A 21,080-nucleotide genomic window follows, 5' to 3' on the forward strand; every position below is an offset into this window, starting at 1 on the left:
GGTTAACCGGAGCTTACCCGTTAGGGTGCAGGCCCGGCGCTTCCTGACCGGTACGCGCCACATATTCCGTATAGCCGCCGCCGTATTCGTGCACGCCGTCGGGCGTTAACTCCAGCACGCGGTTGGACAGGGCCGCCAGAAAGTGACGGTCGTGCGACACGAACAGCATGGTCCCTTCGAAATCGGCCAGCGCCGTGACCAGCATTTCCTTGGTCACCATGTCGAGGTGGTTGGTCGGTTCGTCCAGCACCAGCAGGTTCGGCGGATCGAACAGCATCCGCGCCATAACCAGACGCGCCTTTTCCCCGCCGGACAGCACACGGCAGGGCTTTTCCACATCGTCGCCGGAGAAGCCGAAGCAGCCCGCCAGCGTGCGCAGCGCGCCTTGCGGGGCCTGCGGGAAAGCGCCTTCCAGCGACTCGAAAATCGTCTCATCGCCGTCGAGCAGGTCCATGGAGTGCTGGGCGAAATAACCCATCTTTACACTGGCCCCGACGGTGACCGTGCCCTTGTCCGGTGTGGTATCCCCCGCCACCAGCTTCAGCAGGGTCGATTTGCCCGCACCGTTGGCCCCCAGGATGCACCAGCGTTCCTTGCGCCGTACTTTGAAGTCCAGTCCGGCATAGATGGACAGGTCGCCATAGCTCTTGTGGACGTCGCGCAGGTTCAGCACATCGTCGCCTGAACGTGGGGGGGCACGAAACTCGAACTGCACCGACTGGCGACGGCGGGGGGCTTCGACGCGCTCGATCTTGTCGAGTTTTTTGACGCGGCTCTGGACCTGTGCGGCGTGGCTGGCGCGCGCCTTGAAGCGCTCGATAAACTTGATCTCCTTGGCCAGCATGGCCTGCTGACGCTCGTACTGCGCCTGCCGCTGCGCCTCGGTTAGGGCACGTTGTTGATCATAGAAGTCGAGATCGCCGGAATAGGTGATCAGCGAGCCGGCGTCGATTTCGATCACCTTGCCGATGATGCGGTTCATGAAGGCGCGGTCGTGCGAGGTCATCAGCAACGCGCCGTCGTAGTTTTTGAGGAAGGCTTCCAGCCAGATCAGGCTTTCGAGGTCCAGGTGGTTCGACGGTTCGTCGAGCAGCATGCCGTCGGGCCGCATCAGCAGGATGCGCGCCAGCGCCACGCGCATCTTCCAGCCGCCGGAGAGCAGGCCGACATCCCCGTCCATGCGCTCCTGACTGAAGCTCAAACCCGCCAGCACTTCGCGCGCCCGCGCCTCCAGCGCATAGCCGTCCAGCTCCTCAAAGCGCGCCTGCACCTCGCCATAGCGCTCTATAACGGCATCGAAATTATCCGCCTGATCCGGGTCGGCCATGGCGGCCTCAAGCTCAGCCATTTCGGCAGCCAGCGCGCTCACGGGGCCTACGCCATCCATCACGGCGGCCACGGCGCTCTGGCCTGACATCTCGCCGACATCCTGACTGAAATAGCCAATGGTCATGCCGGCATCGATCGACACCTGACCGTCATCGGGCGGTTCCTGACCGGTGATCATGCGAAACAGCGTCGTCTTGCCCGCGCCGTTCGGCCCGACCAGCCCGACCTTCTCGCCTTTCTGCACGCCCATGGAGGCGTCGATGAACAGGATCTGGTGGCCGTTTTGCTTGCTGATATTGTCGAGGCGGATCATGCGGAACTTACAATGTAGAGACGGGGAGGGCCGCGCGTTTTGCAGCGCAAGGCGGTTCGCACAGGCCTCTACAATGGCAGGATCATTTAGGAAAGGCTAATAGTCCCGCGAGTATCGGAGATTGACGCTGGTCCCTGTCGTTGTGCCGACCTGAGTCAGAACCGACAGGACGCGCGACAGGGCGATCTCGACCTGTGTTGCCGTAAAGCCGCGCGTATCGGTGACGATCTCGACATAGATGTCGTTGGTCAGGTACTGACCCGCCGCCAATGCCGTGCCGCGGCCTGTCGAGGCATCGGCCCCCAGCACGCGCAGGCGGTCAATACCGGTCACCGAGCGCAGCTTGCCCAGCGGGTTGAGCCCGCCGCCCCCCTGAAGCGCCTGAAGCGAGGCCGCCAGTTGCAGGGCCTGCGTCGCCGACAGGTTGGCGACATTCTGCCCGAACAGCAGACGCGACAGCACCTCGTCCTGCGGCAGGGCCGGGGTGGAGCCAAAGGCGATCTGCGGGTTCTGGGCGCGGCCTGATACGCCGATGGTGCCGGTGATATCATCGACCTTAGTGGTGGCGGTCAGGGCGATTTCCGGATTGCTCAGACTGCCGCCATCAAAGATGATCTCGCCCTTGTCGATGGCAAATTCGCGACCGGAGAAGGCATAGGTGCCGCGCAGGGCATTGAGCCGCCCGACGACGCGCGGGTCGCGGGTGGTGCCGCCGACATTTACATTCATCTTCCATTCCGACTCCAGTCCCATGCCGGAAACGAAGATCTGGTTATCGGCGCGCAGACGGATATCGAGGTTCCACAGGGTCGGCGCGGCACGGGCGGTCTTTGGGTCCACGACGCGCGCGCCCTTGATACGCACACCTTCCAGCTCATCGACCTTGGACGCGCCTTGAAACACCACCTGATAGCGGAATTGCGGCAGGCTGAGATTACCGCGAATCCACGGGCCGTTCTGTGCATCATGGGTGATGTCGAGCGTGCCCGAAACGGTCGATGCCAGGGCGTCGGAGGCCGCGAGCCGGGCATTGTCGAGTTTAGCATTGAGTTTCAGCGGGAAGTCGTCGTCGGCGCTTAAGCCGACAAAACCGGTGGCTGAGACACGACCGTTTCCGGCGCGGCCCTCAAACTTTTGCAGTTCCAGACGGTCGTTGGAGAAACGGCCTTCGAGGGCAATGTCGCTGATGCGCGTGCCGAAGGTCAGGTGTTCGTACACCAGGCCGTTGCCACGCACCAGACCGTTGAGCCGCGGCTGGCGCAGCGTACCCGACAGGTCAGCCGCCAGCGCCACATTGCCGGTCATCTGCTGATCCCCAAGACCGGCAAGCGAAAACAGTACGCTGGACGGGCCGTTGAAACGCAGGCCACCGGAAACAGCGCCGTTCTGCAATTGCTGCGTCCACGCCCCGTCACCGCGCGGGTCGATGCTGAGGGTGAAACGACCTATGTCCGCATTGCCCTGCCGCAGCAGGCCGCGCGCTTCGGAGCGGTTTTCACTGACGCTGGCCTGCATCTGGATGTCGAGGGGCGTCGAAACGCGGGCGATGGTGGTGCGCGTCAGATTGTCGAAGCTGAGCTGCATCTGGGCCTGCGGGAAGGCCTTGCCGCGCTGGGTGTAGTCGAGCCCGCCGGACACCGTGCCATTGACGCCCAGATTGGGGTCTATGATGTTCAGGATACTCAGGTCAAAGCGATCAAACTGCGCCTGCGCGCGAATGATCTCACCGAAACGTCCGGCCAGATTGACTTTTCCCTGCGCGGTCATGAGGACGGCGGGGGCCAGCACCCAGTCATTGCCCTGACGCACCACGCGGGCGGGGCGTTCCAGCGCAAACGGCACCTGCCCGGCGCGACCGGACAGGGCGATCAGGGCGTCATCGGGTGACACCTGCGCATTGGCCGCCAGATTGAACGACGTGCCGGCGTCGCCATTGGCGATCATCTGCACCGTGCCGCGCATCCCTTTGAGGTCGATGCGGGCGCGGGCTTTTTCAATAGAGTTCTGGCCATAGACCACGTCGGCCAGTTGCACATCGCCCTTGATGGTCGGTTGGTCGTCAAGACGCGCCGTGGCTTCGATAATGGCGCGACCGATGCGGATTTCGGCCTCGCCGGGCAGCAGGGCATTGTTGGCGCGGGCCGAGACCTGCGCGCCCTGAACGGCGTCAAAGGCCAGCAGACGCGCCGTGCCGTTGATCCCGCGTCCCGTGAGGTTCAGCGTGCCCGTGAAGGGGCCGCTGTCTGATTGCGCCACGCGGCCCTGCGCGTTGAAGCCTGCCACCTGCGCCGTGCGCACGTCAATGGTCAGCGGGCCGTCGCTTTTCAGCACCAGCACATCGGCCTTCAGCGGGCCGTACTGCGAGCCGCCTTCCGCCGTAATGGCATAGCCTTGCGGCGTGGTATTGATGTGCGCCACCACCTGTTGTAGCCCCAGCCCCAGACCCGGCTTTTCCGCGCGCAGGGTCAGGGTCGGGGCCTTTAATGTCCCTCCGGCGTCGGCGCTCAGCGGGCCATATTTGGCCGACTGCGCCCCCAGCTTGAAATCCAGCCGCCCTTTCGACAGGCGACCGTTCGCTGAGGTCAGGCGAAAATCGGGTGCCGTCAGGGTCAGGCGTTGCAGGATGACATCCCCAGTAGCCGTGGTGTTCATCGCCCCGGAGAATTTGAAATTGCCGCCGAAGAACGACTTCAGACCGCCATTGTCGAGGCGCAGGCTTTCGCCATCGACCTTGCCCACAATACCGAAGCCGCCGGCCCTGAGCTGACGCAGATCGGCATCAATCATCAGGTTGAACAGGCCCACGCCATCGACCAGATACGAATTGATGCGCCCCTTGAGCGCCCCTTCGTAGCGGCCTTCCGATGGCTGGGCGAGGATGATGGCCGTGCCATTGATCTTGTCCGAACGGATTTTGAGATTGTCCGACAGGATCAGGCCGTCCGACCAGGCCAGATCGCCATTGATCGTGATGTTGCTGACTAACGACTCTGCGGCGGCATTCAGCCCCGTCATATGCTTTGCCGAAGCCTTGACCGGAATCAGGATGTGGTCGCCATCAAGGCGCGATTTACCCTCGGCGCGTAGCTGATGCACCACTACGTCATTGAAACCAATACTTCCCGCTGACAGCTTATAGTCGATCAGGGGGCGCTTGAACGCCCCATCCAGCCGCACGGTTGCCACAATATCCTTGCCGTTCAGCCCCTTGGCGATATGGGCGGGTTTGAGCAGGGCGGCGTTGATAGCCAGATCGCCGAACGCCCCTTTTCCGAGATCGACGCGGCCCTTGGCATCAAGAGTCAGAGCATCGGCGGCCAGAGAGAGCGTCCCGTCGGCGACGCGGTCTTTAAACGTCGTCGAAAGATCGACGCTGACGGCCGGAGACAGCATGTCCGACAGTGATGGCACAAGGGCCTGCGGTCGCGCCGTGCCCTTCACACCGAACAGGCCGTCGCGCGCCGTCAGACTCAAATCGGCCAGCGGCTGATCCCCCGCCGTGCCACTGAGGCGGCCGTTCCATACTTTCCAGTCGCCCTTGCCCTCCAGCCGCACCGTCAGGGGCGTCTCCAGTTTGGCCAGTCCCGTGATGGCACCGCCCTTGGGGGCATCGACCGCCGCACTCAGGTCAAAGCGGTTGGCATCGGGCTGGGCGTCGAGTTTCAGGACGGCGCGGTCGCCGCGATCGCCGCTCAGACGGGCGTCGATCAGGGCGCGCTTGTTTTTCAGATGGGCCGTACCGCTAAGCGTCAGGGTCTGGGCCTCGCCGATCACCGGCGGGGCCAGATAAATGGCCCTTATATCCACCTTTTCGGCATCGATCCGCAGATCAGGCAGGGTGAAGGGTTCGGACGGCGTCGTCTTGGCCGTTTCGCTCAGGGCGGGTTGCCGCAGCCATTCGACGCGCGGCGACGACAGTTCGCGCACATCGAGATGCTTATTCAGCAACCCAAAGGGCCGCCAGTTGAGCCGCACCGCCGGGCTTTTGAGGAAGACGCCTTGAGGGTCGGACAGGGTCAGGTCGTGGACGGTGAAATCGCCGTAGATCGAGCCGTCGATGCGCCCGACACCGATCCTCAGGCCGTTATCGGGCTTAAGGCCGGTGATCTGAGAGACGATAAACCGCTTGCCCGGCGCGCTATCGAGCGTCGCCACACCGATCCCGCCCAGCACCAGCAGGCCGCCTGCAGTGCCGCCCGCCCACATCAGCACCTTACGCCATGCGAACGGCTTGCGCACCGGGGCAGGACGTTCCAGCGGCGGCAGGTCGTCGCTCGTTTCCACGCGCGCGTGGTCCTGCGTCTCTTTTGACGCGGCATTCGCGAGCTCAGGCGTGTCGGGAGTCGGGTCCTGCGTCATCAGAAGGCCTGCCCGATACCGACATAGAGGGAGACGGGCGATTCCCCATCACGGCGTGAGATCGGCGTGGCGATGTCGATGCGGATGGGCCCGAAATTGGTGTAATAGCGCGCCCCGACGCCCACGCCAAAACGCAGGTCGGAAAACTGCGGGAAGGGTTTGTCATAGACCTGACCGGCATCGACGAAGGGCACAATGCCGATATTGCCCATGCGATAGCGCGCCTCAAAGGCCAGTTCGACCGAGGAGCGCCCGCCGATGGGGTTGTTGTTATTGGCCGGGTCACGCGGCCCCAGTTCCTGATAGCCGAAGCCGCGCACCGAGCCGCCACCCCCGGCATAGAGACGCCGCGATGGCGCGATATTGGAGGTTTCGGCCCCGTAGATAGAGGCAAGTTGCGCCCGCGCCGCCAGCACGACCTTCGGGCTGACCTGACGATAAAAGGTGGCGCTGCCGACATTGGCAATAAAGTTGCCCGCCCCGCCATTGAGCGCCACGGTCGGGGTCGATTGCACACCGGCGCGCCAACCGCGCACCGGATTGAGCAGATTGTCCGAGCGGTCGTAGTTCAGCTTCAGCGGCACGGAGGCGTAGAAGTAGTCGTCCTGCACATTGGCGTTGCGGCGCTTCGAAAAGCCGGTTTCGCGCGTCGCCAGCACCTCGGCTCCGTAGGACCAGGTCCAGCGCTTTTGCCATAGAGGGGTAGAGACGCGCGACACGTTCACGCTGAACGAGATGGTCTGCGCTTCGTAGGAATCGTAAGTCTGATTGTTGAAGGCCGCACCATACTGAAAGGTGCGGTCGCGGCGTTTGGCGTTGGAGCGGCGGAAGGTGACGCCAAGACCCTGTTCCTGCGTCCCGGCGATGACCGAGGCGATCAATGCGCCTTCGGGCGGGCGGAAGTTGCGGTGCGTCCAGTTCAGTTCGGTGCGCAGGCCCTGACCGGTGGAAAAGCCGATATCGCCGGCCAGTGTGCGCGGGCGTCCGGCGTTCTGTGTGACCTTAAGATCAACGACCGTCGTGCCATCGGGATTCTTTTGTTCGGTCAGGACCGGCTCGACCGCTACCGAGGCAAACAGGCCGGTGGCCGACAGGGCCTGACGCAGGTCGTCTACCTGACGGCTGTCGTACAGGTCGCCGCTGTCGAAGCGGGACAGGACGCGCACATGATCGTCACTAAAGGCCTGACGCTGGCCTTCCGAACGAATGGCCCCAAAGCGGGCGCGCGGGCCGGTGGTAACGGGCAGGGTATAGTCGCCCGTGCGCGTCTGCGGGTCGATCAGCACGTCGCGCATCTCCAGATCGGCAAACGGATAGCCCTGTTGCGGCAGGACCAGCGCCAGATTGGCCTCAGCGGATTTGATGAGGGTGGCGTCCACCGGATCGCCGGTTTTCAGCGGCAGATTATCGGCAATCAGGCTGGGTGGTTCTGTGGGGTCGGCCTTCACGGTGACGGACGACAGGGTGTAGCGTTCTCCGGCGCGGGCGGATACGCGCACCTGAACCCGGCCCTGCGTGCGCCCGGTCGCGTCCTGAAGGCTCTCACCCGGTTGCAGGACGGGGGATTCGATCCGCGCCACGACCACGGCGTCGTAATAGCCTTCGCCTTTCAGCAGGCGCAGCGCCGTCTGCTCATCCTCGGTCAGGCGGGCGCGCAGCATGGCGGCGTTGGCGGCGGCACCTTTTCCGGATTGCAGGGCGCTCAGGTCCTTGAAGCGGGTTTCGAGATCCAGCGCCGCCAGACCATCTATGTGCAGGTCATAGTGGATGGCCGGCATCACCTGCTGATTTTCGCTGATAATGACGGGGGCGGCCTGCGGGTTGAAACTGTCGAGCGGCGGCAGGGCAGCGGTCAGGGCTGGGTCTTCGGCGGGTTTAAGCGGGGGCAGTTCCAGCGTTTCGGCGACCGGGGCGGGCGTGGCGACCACCGGCGTTTCGGACTTTTCTGTCCCTTGTGTCTGTGTCGTCGTCTGCGGCTTGATGGCCGGGGAGGTCAGGGACGGCAGGGCCTTTTCGAAGTCGTCATCACTGATGATGGGCGTCTCAGTAGCCGGGATGTCCGTCGCGGGCGGTGTGGACGCAGGGCTGGCCTCCGACGAAGGCGGAGCGGGTGTCTGGGCCGTCGCCTGTCCTGCCAAGCAGGTAAATGCCATCAAGGCCGGAGCCGCCAGACGCAAGGGATTATCCTGTCAGTAAGTACCGTAATATGCCGGGACTACACCCGCACCGCGCTTTATGCACGCCGGATATATAAAAAAGCACTTAGATAGTTTTGCCGAGTTCGGATAGCGGGGCACCGTGTCTTTTTCGCCCGCCCGGCTCAGCAAAAAAGCGCCCGGCGGGCACCGGGCGCTTCGGAAATCCGTCTTTGCGGAAGTCTATTTCCACCACCAATTGCCGCGCTTGGGCGGGTCTTTTGGCAGATCGGTACGCCCACGCGCCACCGTGGCATCGGTGCACGACACCGGGCGTGAACCGCCGACCTTGCCTTCCATGCCCAGTGAGGTCGCGTCAGGCTTGTTCTGGGCCGTAACGGTGACCAGCTTGCCATCCTGATTCAGGTGAACTTCGGTCTTGCTCTGCGAGTCGTAGGTCATCACCTGAGGCGCCGTGCCGTTCGGCTCAAACTGCGCCACGCAGGCGTCGGCGCGCTGCGCCTGAGTGCGGGCATCGACATAGTCGTAACGGGGCGTAGGGCTACAGGCCGAAAGCCCCCCCATTAGCGCAACGCCCCCCATGATTACCAATGCGCGTTTCATACCTATCCCTCGAAATGCCGCCGCTAAAAATATGGTTAACGCCTATAGTGGCACAGATGCCGCCTGAGTCAAAGCCTTAGAATGTGACGTTTTTCGTCTGTCGCTTCCCGGCATCACCCCTTGTAGAAGATGAAACCGGCCCCCAGTGCGATCAGCGCAAACCCCACAATGTGCTTCCAGCGGATGGCTTCGCCGAGATAGAAGACCGAGAACAGCACAAATACCGACAGGGTAATGACCTCCTGAATGGTCTTGAGCTGCGCTGCGGAAAAGACGCCATAGCCGATGCGGTTGGCCGGCACCATCAGGCAATACTCAAAAAAGGCGATGCCCCAACTGACCAGAATGATGATCCAGAGCTTCTCGTGCTTGACCTTCAGGTGCCCATACCAGGCAAAGGTCATGAAAATATTGGAACCGATCAGCAAAAGCACGGTCATCAGACCGGGGGGCAGGGCAGGCATAGGCGAGTCTCACGAAATGAGAGCCCTATGCTCTCCGCTTCGCCATAGGGTATTCAGTTATAAGATTTCAAGTTGTCTTGAGATAAGCCGCACGTTTCGCCGGGGTCAGGCGCTCAGACGTTCGGCGTCCCGACGGGCGTTTTCGGCCATGGCCTTCAATCCGGCATGATCCGGTACGCGCGCCGACAACTCGGCAAAGACGCGATGAGCGTGCTGATAAAGCGGTGCCGCCTTCGGGCCTTCGCCCAGCAGTTCGCGTACCTGCGCCTGTTTGGCCAGGGCGATGGCATGAGCGGAACGCTTTTGCAGATTGTCCGGGTCTTCGGCCGACAATTCGCCCCGGATGCGGCTCAGCTCTTCCAGCGCCTGCGCCGTATGGCCAAGGTGGCCGCCCGCCTGTGTCAGTTCGGCATATTGCGTCAGCAGGTCAAGCCGCGTGTCTCGGTCGGTCACCACGCCTAACGCCCGGCCGATGACCGGCAACAGCTTGTCCGTTTCATTGACCATGCGGTAGCGGTGGATGAGATACATATGAATATTGGCGTCGGCCGTATCCAGCGCCGACACCTGCTCATAGGCGTGCATGGCTGCTGTATCGTCACGGCCCATATGCAGGGCCCCATAGATGCGCCACAGCTCGGCGGATTTTTCCGGCAGGCGGGCGTCGGCAAAGGCCTGCGCTTCCTGCGCGATGACCGCCGCTCCGCCGCTCAGATCGCCCTGAATGATGCGCGCAAAGGCTTCGCGGCTTTGCAGGGCATTGTCGTGATAGAGTTGTGCCAAGCGCACACGCAGTTCGCCTTCGGCAATGTCGCGCGTGGCGTCAGGCCAGTGGGTGAGGGCCGCCGCCAGAGCGCGGTCGATTTCGGCCTGCGGATTGACGGAGGACAGAGAGACGGCGTCAGCTTCGACCTCAGGTTCGGATTCTGATGCGGCTTCGGCCACCGGTGCGGCTGCGGCCGGAGCCGTTTCCAGCACCACCGAGTCAAGCAAGGGCGCAGCCTCTTCGAAGCCGCCATTGTCGGCCAACGCTTCTGACAAAGCCTTGTATTCGGCCGTTGATCCGATTGGGGCCTCATGCATCCGGTCGCTCAGCGACTCCGTTTGCGCAGCGCGCGGCGGGGCATCGGAACCGACCTCCTGCGTGCGCACGGCGTGGACTTCCTCGACACTTGTCACCGAGGTCGGGTCGGGCTTGTCGATAAAGCGCATAGCCGAATGGATGACCGCATTGATATCCGGGGCGGCCTCTGGTTCGGTCCGCGCTTCGGGGCCTTCGTGCAGCAGGGCCGCCGCGATGGGGTCGCCCGCCGCCACGGGCGTTTCTGCTACCTCAGGCTCGGTCTCAGCCGCCGGTTCGGGGAGGTCTGCGACGGGTTCAGGCGCCGCCACCTCTGTGGGTTCGGGCGCAGGTTCCGCCCGGAAGGGGATGATTTCGGCGCTGGGCAGGGGTTGCGCCGGGGCTTCGGGCTCAGGCGACGCGCTGACGGGCAGAGGCGGCGGGGCGGCGGCGACCGGCGCTTCGAAGCGCAAAGACGCCTTGCGTGTGTTGTCAGCCACCAGTTGCGCCACCGGCACGGGCGTCTCAGAGGCCTCAGAGGCGGCGACCGGCTCCGCTGCGATGGCGGGAGCGGGTGCCGGGGCGACGGTTTTGGCGGGGGCGCGCCTGACCGGCGCTTTACGCGCCGGCGTCATCAGGCTGACCACCGTGCCCACGATTCCGACCAGCAGGCCGACCAGCCCCAGGGCCAGAAGGCCCGACATGGACGGCGTGATGCGTACCCAGTTGATCCAGTCCGGAAGATAAAGCCCGGCGGACAGAGGCGCACCGCCGTTGATCAGCGCAAATGCCACCGCGGCCCCCGCGGCGATGGCAATACCGATAAACAGGCCTGCATTGGCGCGGGAATGTCCCTTATGTGCCGCCATGTCCATAACCCCCATCAAGAATTTACTAACAAACCTTAACCCCAAGCCGGTGTTCTTGACAATCGCTTCCTGCGTCACTTTGAGGCAGGCAGGGGCATCAAGGCCTGGTTTGAGCTCGCTTCGCGACTGTGGGTGCAGGTTTCACGCCACGGTTTGGCGGCTCAAAGCGGTTAACCCCGGCGGCAAGAATTGCCGATTGCGCGGGGGGCAGTGAAGGGGTAATGCTGAACGAATGCAGAACAACAGGATTCGCATTATCGGTCTCGACCCCGGCCTGCGCCGTCTGGGCTGGGGCGTTCTGGACGTCGAAGGGGCGCGGCTGAACTGGGTCGCGCACGGCGTCATTCTGCCTGATGAAAAGGCGGAACTGTCGGTGCGTTTGCTCTATCTGTTTGAAGAACTGGGCAAGGTCATCCTTCAGTATCGCCCGCAGGAAGCCGCGATCGAAGAGACGTTTGTCAATATGAACCCGGCCTCGACGCTGAAGCTCGGTCATGCGCGGGCGGCCGCCATGCTGGCCCCGGCGCAGGCGGGTCTGAGTGTTGCCGAATACGCGGCGCTGGATGTCAAGAAATCCGTGGTGGGCGCCGGGCGCGCCGACAAGGATCAGATACTCTTTATGATCAAGCGTCTGCTGCCCCGCGCGGCGACGGCTGAAAACGGACTGACGGCGGACATGGCCGATGCGCTGGCCGTAGCGGTGACCCACGCGCACAAGCGCAAGCATAGACTTCTCACCAAAGGGGCGGCGGCATGATCGGACGGTTGCGCGGTATTCTACTGGAAATCGAAGACGACGAAGCTGTGATTGAGGTCATGGGGGTCGGCTATATCGTCAAGTGCGGGGTGCGCACCCTGGCCAACCTGCCCGGCAATGGTCAGGAAACGATCCTGCACATCGAAAGCCAGACGCGCGAAGACGGCACGCGGCTGTATGGCTTCCTGTCAAAGGATGAACGCAAGACCTTTCAGCAGCTTCTGACCGTGCAGGGTGTGGGGCCCAAGGCGGCGTTGTCGGTGCTTGATATCCTGACGCCGCACGAACTGGCCATCGCGGTGGCCCATGAGGACAAGACGAAGGTCAACAAGGCCAACGGCGTGGGTCCCAAGCTGGCCCAGCGCATCGTCATCGAACTGAAAGGTAAGGCGCTGGCGGTCGGTGAAGCCTTTGTGCCTATGGCCCCAGGTGCGGTGCTGGCCTCGGTGAACCCGGCGGCCAGCCTCAATGGCGAGAGCGTGGCGGCCCTGATGGGGCTGGGTATCCCCGAAGCGCAGTCGCGGCAGGCGGTCGAGGCGGCGGTGAAGGAACTGGGCCCCGAAGCCGAACTGGCGGCGGTGATCCGGGCGTCACTGAAATTGATCGGTAAGTAAAAAGATGGCGCGTATCATTTCAGGCGAACCGACGGACGACGAGGTCGAGGCCTTTGCTTCGGACCGCGCCTTGCGCCCGCAGAGCTTTGATGACTTTGTTGGGCAGGCCCCGCTCAAGGCCAATCTCAAGGTCTTCGTGCAGGCCGCCGCGGCGCGCAAGGAAGCGCTGGATCACGTGCTGTTCTACGGTCCGCCGGGGCTGGGCAAGACGACGCTGGCGCAGATCGTGGCCAAGGAACTGAAGGTCGGGTTTCGCGCCACGTCCGGCCCCATGCTGGCCAAGGCCGGTGATCTGGCGGCCATCCTGTCGAATCTTGAACCCAATGACGTGCTGTTCATCGACGAAATCCACCGCCTGAGCCCGCAGGTCGAGGAAATCCTCTATCCGGCCATGGAAGACTATGTGCTGGACCTGATCATCGGCGATGGGCCGGCGGCGCGCACGGTGCGCATTGATCTGGTGCCGTTTACGCTGGTCGGGGCAACGACGCGGGCGGGCCTGTTGTCGCAGCCCCTGCGCGACCGCTTTGGCATTCCTCTGCGGTTGGAATTTTATACGCCCGAAGAACTGGTGCGCGTGGTGATGGGGACGGGGCGTAAGATGGGGGCGGTGATGAGCGAGGACGGCGCCTTTGAGGTCGCCTCGCGTTCCCGCGGTACGCCGCGTGTGGCCGGGCGTCTGCTGCGCCGGGTGCGCGACTTCGCCACCGCCGAAGGGGCCGAAATCATCGACAAAAAAGTCGCCTCACGCGCACTGGCACGGCTGGAGGTCGATCCGTCCGGGCTGGATCAGCTCGACCGCCGCTACCTGACGGCCATGATCGAAAACTACAATGGAGGGCCGGTGGGGCTGGAAACCATCGCCGCCGCCATTGCTGAGGCGCGCGATGCGGTCGAAGACATGATTGAGCCCTATCTGATGCAGCAGGGCTTTATTCAGCGCACGCCGCGCGGGCGGATGGCCTGCGCGCGGGCCTATATGCATCTGGGGCTCAACCCGCCGGCCAATGGTACGATGACGCCTTCGACCGGTGATCTGTTTGAGTAAGCCTTTCGGTTTTTCCGGAATTTTATAATCCGCGCGCCACATTAATGTCGCCAAACCCGTGTCAGGATGTGAAGCCTGCGGGTAAAACGCTGCATTGCAGCAAAAAACACCCATTTTGCGCCTTTAAAAATTTGGTCGCATGGTTAAGCTAGGGTGAATCCGGCCCCGACCTAACTATTGCCTCAGGAGTTGTTCATGGAAGCCGCCCACGCCGCCGAGTCCCTCAGCTTTATCGCCCTGTTCCTGCGGGCCGACTGGGTTGTGAAGGGCGTCATGCTTCTTCTGGCACTCGGTTCGCTGTGGTCATGGGCCATCATCATCGAAAAGGGCTTCAAGCTGGCCAAGCTGAATAAGGAAGCCGCCGGTTTCGAAGCCGAACTGGCGGCCGGGCGCGCCCTCGAAGACATCGCGGCCAAGCACGGCACGCAGCCGACCGCGCCCTTTCCCAAACTGCTTGTGACGGTGACTTCGGCCTGGGGCGAATATAAGGGCAAGAGCATTTCCGCCCCCGAAGGCGAGCTTCTGTTGTCGCGCGTCGATCGCGAACTGAACCACGTCATTTCGACCGAGGCCGACGCCATGGAAGACGGCCTGAGCCTGCTGGCCGTCGTTGCTACGGCTGCGCCGTTTATCGGCCTGTTCGGTACGGTGTGGGGCATCATGAACGCCTTTTCGGCCATCGCGTCGCAGGGCGACACCAATCTGGCCACCGTCGCCCCGGCTATTTCCGAAGCCCTGTTTGCCACGGCCATCGGTCTGGGCGCGGCCATTCCGGCCTATATCTTCTTCAACCTCTACAATGCCAAGGTGGCGCGCTTCGTCGGCCGCCTCGAAGGCTTTGCCGATGAGCTGATGGTGTCGGTCACCGGTCGCCTCGGCGGCAAGCTGGCTGGTCGCTGAGAGGGGTACGCACATGGCAATGGGTAATGCAGGCACAGGCGGCGGACGCCGGCGCGGCAGGCGGCGGGCGCGTCGCGGCGCGCTGGCGGAAATCAACGTAACGCCGATGGTCGATGTCATGCTGGTGCTGCTGATCATCTTCATGATCTCGGCCCCGCTTCTGACGTCGGGCATCAAGATCGAACTGCCCAAGACCGAGGCGGCAGCGCTTAAGGACGAGGGTGATCCGATCACCGTCTCCATCCAGCGTGACGGCGCGCTGTATGTCATGGACGATGCGGCCACGTTTGAACAACTGACGCCGCGCCTGATGGCCATGACCGATAACGACACCTCCAAGCCTATCTATGTGCGCGCCGAAGGGGCCGCGCCCTATGAGACCGTGGCCAAGGTGATGGCGCGCCTGTCCACCTCTGGCTTCACCAAGATCAACCTTCTCACCGAAAATCTCGGCAAGACGCAAAAACCGGCGACGGCCGGGGAGGCGGCACCGTAACCATGAAGATGGGTCGCGCCCTTATCGGTTCGCTTCTCCTGCACGCGGGTGTGCTGGCGCTTGCCTTCCTCAACTGGAACACCCTGCCGGACGCCAAGCCGGTGGTGTCGGTGCCGGTGCAGATTGTGGCCGAGCTACCCGAACGCTCGATGGCCGCCGCACCGGTCGATGAGCAGGCCGTGCTGGAGCCGGTACCTGAGCCCGCACCAGCGGAACCTGTGCCGACCCCTGAGCCGGAACCGGTCCCCACACCGCCCGCGCCGAAACAACCGGTGCCGGAGGTGAAGAAAGAAACCAAAAAGCCTGAGCCCAAAAAGCTGGAGCCCGTCAAACCGGCCAAGACCAAGCCGGACCCCAAGGGCACGCAGAAGCCGAAGCCTCAGACGCTCGATCTGGGCGCGCTCAGCCAGTATCAGTCCTCACCGCCCAAGTCCAATACGCGCACCCCGGCGCGACCAACGCGCACGCCTACCGACGGGTCATCAGCTCGCGGCAGTGCGGCGGCGGATACTGGCCCGGCCCTGAACGCTCTGACGGCCAAGCTGCAACGCCTGTGGTCGCCTAACTGCGATGTGCCCGGCGGCAATCAGGTACGCGCCGTCATCGCCTTCACCATTTCGCCCAATGGTCGCGTGATCAAGGGGCCGGAGTGGCAAAATCCGCGCAATGATCCGGTCTGGCAGGCGGCCGCCGGTCGTGCGCAGGCGGCGGTCAAGAAGGGCGAGCTGTACGACAATCTGCCCGACGGACTTTATAACCAACCTCTGGAAATCACCTTCAACGCGCAGAAGGCTTGCGCAGGTGCATGAGGACGTGGGTCATTACCATGAGCGCGGCATTGCTGACCGGACTGTTTCTGACAACGCCGGTGCAGGCTGAATCTCTGGGGCAAGGATTAACGCGTCTTGTCGGAAAAATTCAGCGCAATTGGAAGCCTGATTGTAAGAGACCTGGCGTAGCAGAGGTCAATATAGTGTTAAAATTCACACTGGCTCCAAACGGCCATGTAAGTGAAGGTCCTGAGTGGGTTAAGCCGAGGGTTGAGCCTGTTTGGGTAGATGTTGCTGAGTCTGCCTTGGCAGCCTTTAAACAAGGCGAGCCTTACACAGATTTGCCGCAAGGCCTGTACAATGTACCTATAGAAGTCAGTTTCAATGCGCATAGGGCGTGCGCCCGTGATTAAACCTGAAGAGGTAGCGAACCATGCGATCCTTTAAAACATTTTCTGTCCTTATAGGCGCCTTTCTGGCTCTGGCGGGTGCGCCGCTGGCCGCCTTTGCGCAGGCCCCGATCCGCGCCGAGGTCAATGAGGGCGTGATCGCGCCCCTGCCCATCGCCATTGACATCGAATCGAGCGGTTCCGATCTGGGCGACAAGATCACCAAGGTGGTCATGGCTGACCTTGAGCGGTCGGGCTTTTTCAAGCCCATCGACCCCAATGCCTTTATCGAACAAAGCGTCGGCATCGACGCCACACCGACCTTCGCCAGCTGGAAGACTATCAATGCGCAGGCCCTCGCCAATGGCGTAGCGCGCGTCGATGGCGAAGGCCGTCTTCAGGTCGATTTCCGCCTGTGGGACGTCTTTTCGGAAAAGCAGCTTCTGGGGCAGTCGGTAACAGCGACGCCCGAAAACTGGCGTCGCATTGCGCACAAGATCGCCGACGCCATCTATGAAAAGCTGACCGGTGAAGAGGGGTATTTCGACACCCGCATCGTCTTCGTGGCCGAAAGCGGGGCGCGCGGCAAGCGCGTCAAGCGTCTGGCCATCATGGATCAGGACGGTGCCAATCCCTCCTATCTGACAGACGGCTCATATAAGGTCATGACGCCGCGCTTTTCGGCCGACTCGCAGGAAGTGGCCTATATGGTGCTGCGCGAAGACTCGGCGCGCATCTATGTTTTTAATATCGAAACGGGCCGTCAGGAGGCCGTGGGCCAGATCAAGGGCATGGTCTTCGCGCCACGCTTTTCGCCCGACGGTAGCAAGCTGGCCTATTCGGTGGCGCAGGGCGGCAATACCGACATCTATGTGATGGACCTGCGCACGCGTGCCACGCGCCGCGTGACGACCGATCCGGGCATCGATACCTCGCCGTCCTTCTCGCCGGACGGTTCGACCATCGTATTCAACTCCGACCGGGGCGGGTCACCGCAACTCTATGCCATGAATGCCGACGGTTCGGGTGTGCGCCGCATTTCGTTTGGCGGCGGCATCTATTCGACGCCGGTGTTCAGCCCCAAGGGCGACAAGATCGCCTTCACCAAGCAATCGGGTGGGCGGTTCTCCATCGGCGTGATGGATGCCGGTGGCGGCAATGAAAAGCTGCTGACCTCATCCTTCCTCGAAGAAGGCCCGACCTGGGCCCCCAATGGCCGCTATATCATGTTCTTCCGCGAACCGCCGGGTGCGCTGCCGTCGCTGTGGATGGTGGAGGCGTCGGGGCGGATCGAGCGTCAGGTGCCCTATTCGGGCGGGGCGTCGGACCCGGCGTGGTCGCCCCGACTCAAATAGGACGGCTCCGCCCGGTACTCCCTATCGGATTCTGATTTTTACGAGCCCAAATCCTTATTTTGCCGATGAGGATTTGCGCTCACCCTGTTTTTTGAGCGCATTGTGTGTGCAGTGCAACATCTTTGCCACAAGACTGTTACAGAATGTAACTAAGTGTGGTGTTAGGGTTTGACAAATTCGCCTTCTGGCGGAAAAGTAGCATCATTCATTTTCTCAGGAAATGGCACGCCGTTTCCATCCACTTTGCAATTGTTCCAACCAAGGGGTTTTTCCGATGACCAAGTCTGTATTCAAACTCGCTCTGCTGGCCTGCGCCACGCTTTCCGTGGCCGCCTGCGCCGGTAAGAAGCCGGAAGTCGTGACGCCCCCGCCGGCCGTTGTCGAGCAGCCGACCCCGGCACCGGCCTACACGCCCCCGCCGGCCGCGGAAACCAAGCCGTTGTCGCCGACCGGTCCGGTTCCGGGTTCGCAGCAGGACTTCGTCGTCAATGTCGGCGACCGCGTGTTCTTCGATCTGGATCAGTCGTCGGTGCGTGAAGACGCCAAGGCTCTGCTCGACAAGCAAGCCGCGTGGCTGGTTCGCTATCCGGCCGTGAAGGTCCGTATCGAAGGCAATGCCGACGAACGCGGCACCCGTGAATACAACTTCGCTCTGGGCGCACGTCGCGCCGAGTCGGTGTCGCAGTACCTGACCTCGAAGGGCGTGGTGCCGTCGCGTATCTCGACCATCTCCTACGGTAAAGAAAACCCGATCGCTACGGGCGCTGACGAGGAAGCCTGGTCGCAAAACCGTAACGCCCACACCGCCATCACCGAAGGCGCGCAATAAGCGTTCAGACCAGATTGACGATTGAAAAGGGTCCGGTTCGCCGGGCCCTTTTTTATACCCTGAATGGGGGAGGGGTCAGGCTCAGGCTTGCCGCGACATCTCCGGCCTGCTATCGCAGGGGAAAGTAGAGTCCGCGTCACCGCGTTGGTCGGCCTGTCCGTTTAACAGGCGACCCTCACCCGAACAGCATCCCGACATTTCATACCAGGGGGTAGGATATGCATAAATATCTCAACGCCATTGCGTTGGCCGCTCTTGTCGTGCCGGCGACCGGCATGGCCCAGACGGCCAAGCCGTCCAAAGTTCAGCAAACCCAGAACAGCATGATGGACTCGATCCCGAAATGCACCAAGAAGCTGGGGACCATCTCCATCGTCAATGGCGATGATGAGCGCGGCTGGGCGCAGAACAATCTGGCACCGCCGCAAAAGCTGCTGCGTGTTATCGTGCAGAAGTCCGGCTGTTTTTCGCTGGTTGATCGCGGGGCGGGCATGAATGCGGCGCAGCGCGAACGTGATCTGGCGGCGGGTATCGGCCTGCAAGGCGGCTCCAATGTCGGCCAGAACCAGATCAAGGCAGCGGATTTCGTGCTGGTGGCTGAGGTGGCCGCGGCCGATTCCAACACCGGTGGTGGTGGCGCTGCGGGTCTTATCGGCGGTATGGTCGGTGGCCGCGCCGGAGCCGTCATTGGCGGTTTCCGCACCAAAAAGCTCGAAGCCAACACCATCCTGTCGCTGACGGACGTGCGCACGTCGGAATCCAATTCATTTGAAGGCAGCGCGGCCAAGAACGACCTGACCTGGGGCGTCGGCGGTGGCGTGGGCTTTGCCGGTGCCGTCGGCGGCGGCTATGAAGACACGGAAATCGGCCGCATCGTAACCCAAGCCTTTATCGTCACCTACACCAACATGGTGCAGGAAATGGGGGGGCTGGACGTCGGCGGTAAGGCCGCCGCGCCGCAGCGTTCGTTCGTCGTCCTGATGCCGACCAGCCTGCGCGCCACCCCGGCGGCAACGGGCAAGATGATCCGCGCCCTTCCCAAGGACATGCTCCTGTATCCGACCGGCAACAAGGACGGTATGTGGTGGGAAGTCATGGACGACAACGACAATGTCGGCTGGGTGCAGAACGACAAGCTGACCGCCGCGAAATAGCTTGAGGACGCCCCGCCACCCGGCGGGGTTTTCTTTACTGCCGTTACCAAGCCACATCCGGCGTCTTAATTTCGCCGGAGTGGCCCGTCACGATGGAAACCGTTACAAAAATGGTTGACATCTGAGGCGCGCACGTCAGGTATTTGAACACGCGCCCCCACAGGTTTCAGGACACGCATGACCCGCCAGAGTTTAAAGGCCACCCTTTCCGCCCTGACGATCGCCGTTGCGACGGCGGCCTCACTGAGTGCGGTTGCGCCGACGCCCGCCCACGCCCAGCTCTTTTCGATTGATCAGGACGAGGCCGACGACAAATCGCCTCCGGTCGAATGGGACAAGAAGCGTCTGGAGCGCCTGGACCGCAATGTGCGTAAGCTGGAACGTGCCATTTCGAATTATGAGGGTAAGACCGGTAAGAATGCCGGTCCGCCCGCGCTGATCGAACCGGACCCCGAAGTCGTCGCACTTCAGGCGACGGTCGAAATCCTGTCGCGCAAGGTCGATGATCAGGCGCAACAGATCACGCGCCTGACCGGGCAGATCGAAGAGGCCGGGTTCGCTGCGCGTCAGGCCAATGAAAAGGTTGCCGGGCTGGAGGCGCGTATCGGCACGCTGATCCAGCGTCTTGATCTGGCCGAAGCGCACCTCAAAGACATCGACGCGGCTCTGGCCGGACCGCCCCCGCCCCCGCCCACCACCGGCACGGCCGAAGGCGACTTCAATCAGGCCTATGACCTGCTGACCAACGGTAAAATGGATGACGCCGAGCGCGCCTTTACCGAGTTTACGACCAAGTGGGCCTCGGCGCCGCAGACGCCGGAAGCCTGGTTCCGTCTGGGTCAGATCCGCACCGTCAAGGGGGATGTTTCGGGTTCCGTGGCCGCCTATGCCACCTCGCTCAAGGGCTGGCCCAAGACGAGTTGGGCCCCTGAAGCGACCGTGAAGCTGGCCACCGCCCTGGCGCAAACCGACGCGCCGAAATCGTGCGTCGCGATTGCGGAATTCAACAAGCGCTACGCCTCGGCTGCGTCGGCGGCCATCAAGTCGCAGGCCAAGGCGCTGGCGACCAAGGGCAAGTGCAGCTAATACCTCACGATGTAAAATCGCGGCTTGCGGCGGGTCTGGAGCGGTTTCCGGACATCGCCGCAAGTCGTTTGCGTTTCGCTGAGTATCTCAATGGCCCGGCGGAACGGCCCGTGGGCGTCGCTGTGTCGGGCGGCGGAGACTCTGTGGCCCTTCTCCTCCTGTTGTGGCTGTGGGGTCAGCGGCCGCTGGAGGTGTTTACCGTCGATCATGGTATCAACTCCCTGAGCGCCGACTGGGCGCGCGGTGTCGAAGCGCTGGGGCGTGCATTGGGGGTGCCGGTCACCGTCCTGCGCTGGGAAGGGGACAAGCCCCGTACCGGACTTCAGGCGGCGGCGCGGCGGGCACGGCATCATCTGATCCTCGATGCGGCGCGGGCGAAAGGCATCCGCGTCCTGTGTCTGGGGCACAATGCCGATGATGTAGCCGAAGCCGCGGCCATGCGCGCCGAAGGTTCGACGGTCGGCGCACCGAAACTGTGGTCGCCCGCACCCTTCTGGCCGCACGGGGAGGGGATGTTCTATCTGCGCCC

Annotated in this window: 18 protein-coding genes; 12 read left to right on the plus strand and 6 right to left on the minus strand. The window is 62.8% G+C overall.

What is annotated here, in order from left to right:
- Positions 1 to 13: 13 nt before the first annotated feature.
- The 6 genes from Q0072_RS19210 to Q0072_RS19235 form a co-directional block, all read right to left on the minus strand.
- On the minus strand, positions 14 to 1,642 hold the full coding sequence (locus Q0072_RS19210; RefSeq protein WP_298333171.1) for an ABC-F family ATP-binding cassette domain-containing protein: 1,629 nt from the start codon (positions 1,640 to 1,642) through the stop codon (positions 14 to 16).
- Positions 1,643 to 1,738: 96 nt separating this feature from the next.
- Complete coding sequence (locus Q0072_RS19215; RefSeq protein ID WP_298333173.1) at positions 1,739 to 6,001, minus strand: translocation/assembly module TamB domain-containing protein; 4,263 nt, start codon at positions 5,999 to 6,001, stop codon at positions 1,739 to 1,741.
- Complete coding sequence (locus tag Q0072_RS19220; RefSeq protein WP_298333175.1) at positions 6,001 to 8,178, minus strand: BamA/TamA family outer membrane protein; 2,178 nt, start codon at positions 8,176 to 8,178, stop codon at positions 6,001 to 6,003. Before Q0072_RS19220 ends, Q0072_RS19215 begins: the two co-directional genes overlap by 1 nt.
- Positions 8,179 to 8,379: 201 nt before the next feature.
- Complete coding sequence (locus tag Q0072_RS19225) at positions 8,380 to 8,760, minus strand: hypothetical protein (protein WP_298333177.1); 381 nt, start codon at positions 8,758 to 8,760, stop codon at positions 8,380 to 8,382.
- A gap of 113 nt (positions 8,761 to 8,873) precedes the next feature.
- Entirely contained in the window at positions 8,874 to 9,224 is a 351-nt protein-coding gene (locus Q0072_RS19230; protein ID WP_298333180.1) for a DMT family protein, read from the minus strand.
- Between the two features lie 105 nt (positions 9,225 to 9,329).
- A complete protein-coding gene (locus Q0072_RS19235) occupies positions 9,330 to 11,153 on the minus strand; it encodes a hypothetical protein (RefSeq protein WP_298333182.1) in 1,824 nt (607 codons plus the stop codon).
- A gap of 232 nt (positions 11,154 to 11,385) precedes the next feature.
- On the opposite strand from Q0072_RS19235, the gene ruvC reads away from it, so the two are divergent.
- The 12 genes from ruvC to Q0072_RS19295 all read left to right on the plus strand — a co-directional run.
- Positions 11,386 to 11,910 (plus strand): crossover junction endodeoxyribonuclease RuvC, encoded by a 525-nt coding sequence (ruvC, locus tag Q0072_RS19240; protein ID WP_298333184.1) that lies wholly within the window; start codon positions 11,386 to 11,388, stop codon positions 11,908 to 11,910.
- On the plus strand, positions 11,907 to 12,524 hold the full coding sequence (ruvA, locus tag Q0072_RS19245; RefSeq protein ID WP_298333186.1) for a Holliday junction branch migration protein RuvA: 618 nt from the start codon (positions 11,907 to 11,909) through the stop codon (positions 12,522 to 12,524). Before ruvC ends, ruvA begins: the two co-directional genes overlap by 4 nt.
- Before the next feature lie 4 nt (positions 12,525 to 12,528).
- The gene (gene ruvB / locus Q0072_RS19250; protein ID WP_298333188.1) at positions 12,529 to 13,572 is read left to right on the plus strand and encodes a Holliday junction branch migration DNA helicase RuvB; all 1,044 of its coding nucleotides are present in this window, start codon (positions 12,529 to 12,531) and stop codon (positions 13,570 to 13,572) included.
- A gap of 195 nt (positions 13,573 to 13,767) precedes the next feature.
- Positions 13,768 to 14,472 carry a MotA/TolQ/ExbB proton channel family protein gene (locus tag Q0072_RS19255; protein ID WP_298333190.1) on the plus strand — a complete coding sequence of 235 codons (705 nt, stop codon included), beginning with the start codon at positions 13,768 to 13,770 and terminating at the stop codon, positions 14,470 to 14,472.
- Positions 14,473 to 14,485: 13 nt separating this feature from the next.
- Complete coding sequence (locus Q0072_RS19260) at positions 14,486 to 14,968, plus strand: ExbD/TolR family protein (RefSeq protein ID WP_298333192.1); 483 nt, start codon at positions 14,486 to 14,488, stop codon at positions 14,966 to 14,968.
- Positions 14,969 to 14,970: 2 nt separating this feature from the next.
- The gene (locus Q0072_RS19265; protein WP_298333194.1) at positions 14,971 to 15,777 is read left to right on the plus strand and encodes a hypothetical protein; all 807 of its coding nucleotides are present in this window, start codon (positions 14,971 to 14,973) and stop codon (positions 15,775 to 15,777) included.
- Between the two features lie 17 nt (positions 15,778 to 15,794).
- Positions 15,795 to 16,151, plus strand: a complete 357-nt coding sequence (locus tag Q0072_RS19270; RefSeq protein WP_298333196.1) for a hypothetical protein — start codon at positions 15,795 to 15,797, stop codon at positions 16,149 to 16,151.
- A gap of 20 nt (positions 16,152 to 16,171) precedes the next feature.
- Positions 16,172 to 17,482 carry a Tol-Pal system beta propeller repeat protein TolB gene (gene tolB, locus Q0072_RS19275; RefSeq protein WP_298333198.1) on the plus strand — a complete coding sequence of 437 codons (1,311 nt, stop codon included), beginning with the start codon at positions 16,172 to 16,174 and terminating at the stop codon, positions 17,480 to 17,482.
- Between the two features lie 274 nt (positions 17,483 to 17,756).
- The gene (pal, locus tag Q0072_RS19280) at positions 17,757 to 18,311 is read left to right on the plus strand and encodes a peptidoglycan-associated lipoprotein Pal (protein ID WP_298333200.1); all 555 of its coding nucleotides are present in this window, start codon (positions 17,757 to 17,759) and stop codon (positions 18,309 to 18,311) included.
- 218 nt (positions 18,312 to 18,529) lie between these two features.
- Positions 18,530 to 19,465 (plus strand): CsgG/HfaB family protein, encoded by a 936-nt coding sequence (locus Q0072_RS19285; protein WP_298333201.1) that lies wholly within the window; start codon positions 18,530 to 18,532, stop codon positions 19,463 to 19,465.
- A 177-nt stretch (positions 19,466 to 19,642) separates the two neighbouring features.
- Positions 19,643 to 20,551 carry a tetratricopeptide repeat protein gene (locus Q0072_RS19290; RefSeq protein WP_298333203.1) on the plus strand — a complete coding sequence of 303 codons (909 nt, stop codon included), beginning with the start codon at positions 19,643 to 19,645 and terminating at the stop codon, positions 20,549 to 20,551.
- On the plus strand, positions 20,542 to 21,080 hold a 539-nt coding region (locus Q0072_RS19295), incomplete at its 3' end, for a tRNA lysidine(34) synthetase (RefSeq protein WP_298333205.1). The genes Q0072_RS19290 and Q0072_RS19295, both read left to right, overlap by 10 nt.

Source organism: Asticcacaulis sp., from assembly GCF_027484505.1.
Lineage (GTDB): Bacteria > Pseudomonadota > Alphaproteobacteria > Caulobacterales > Caulobacteraceae > Asticcacaulis.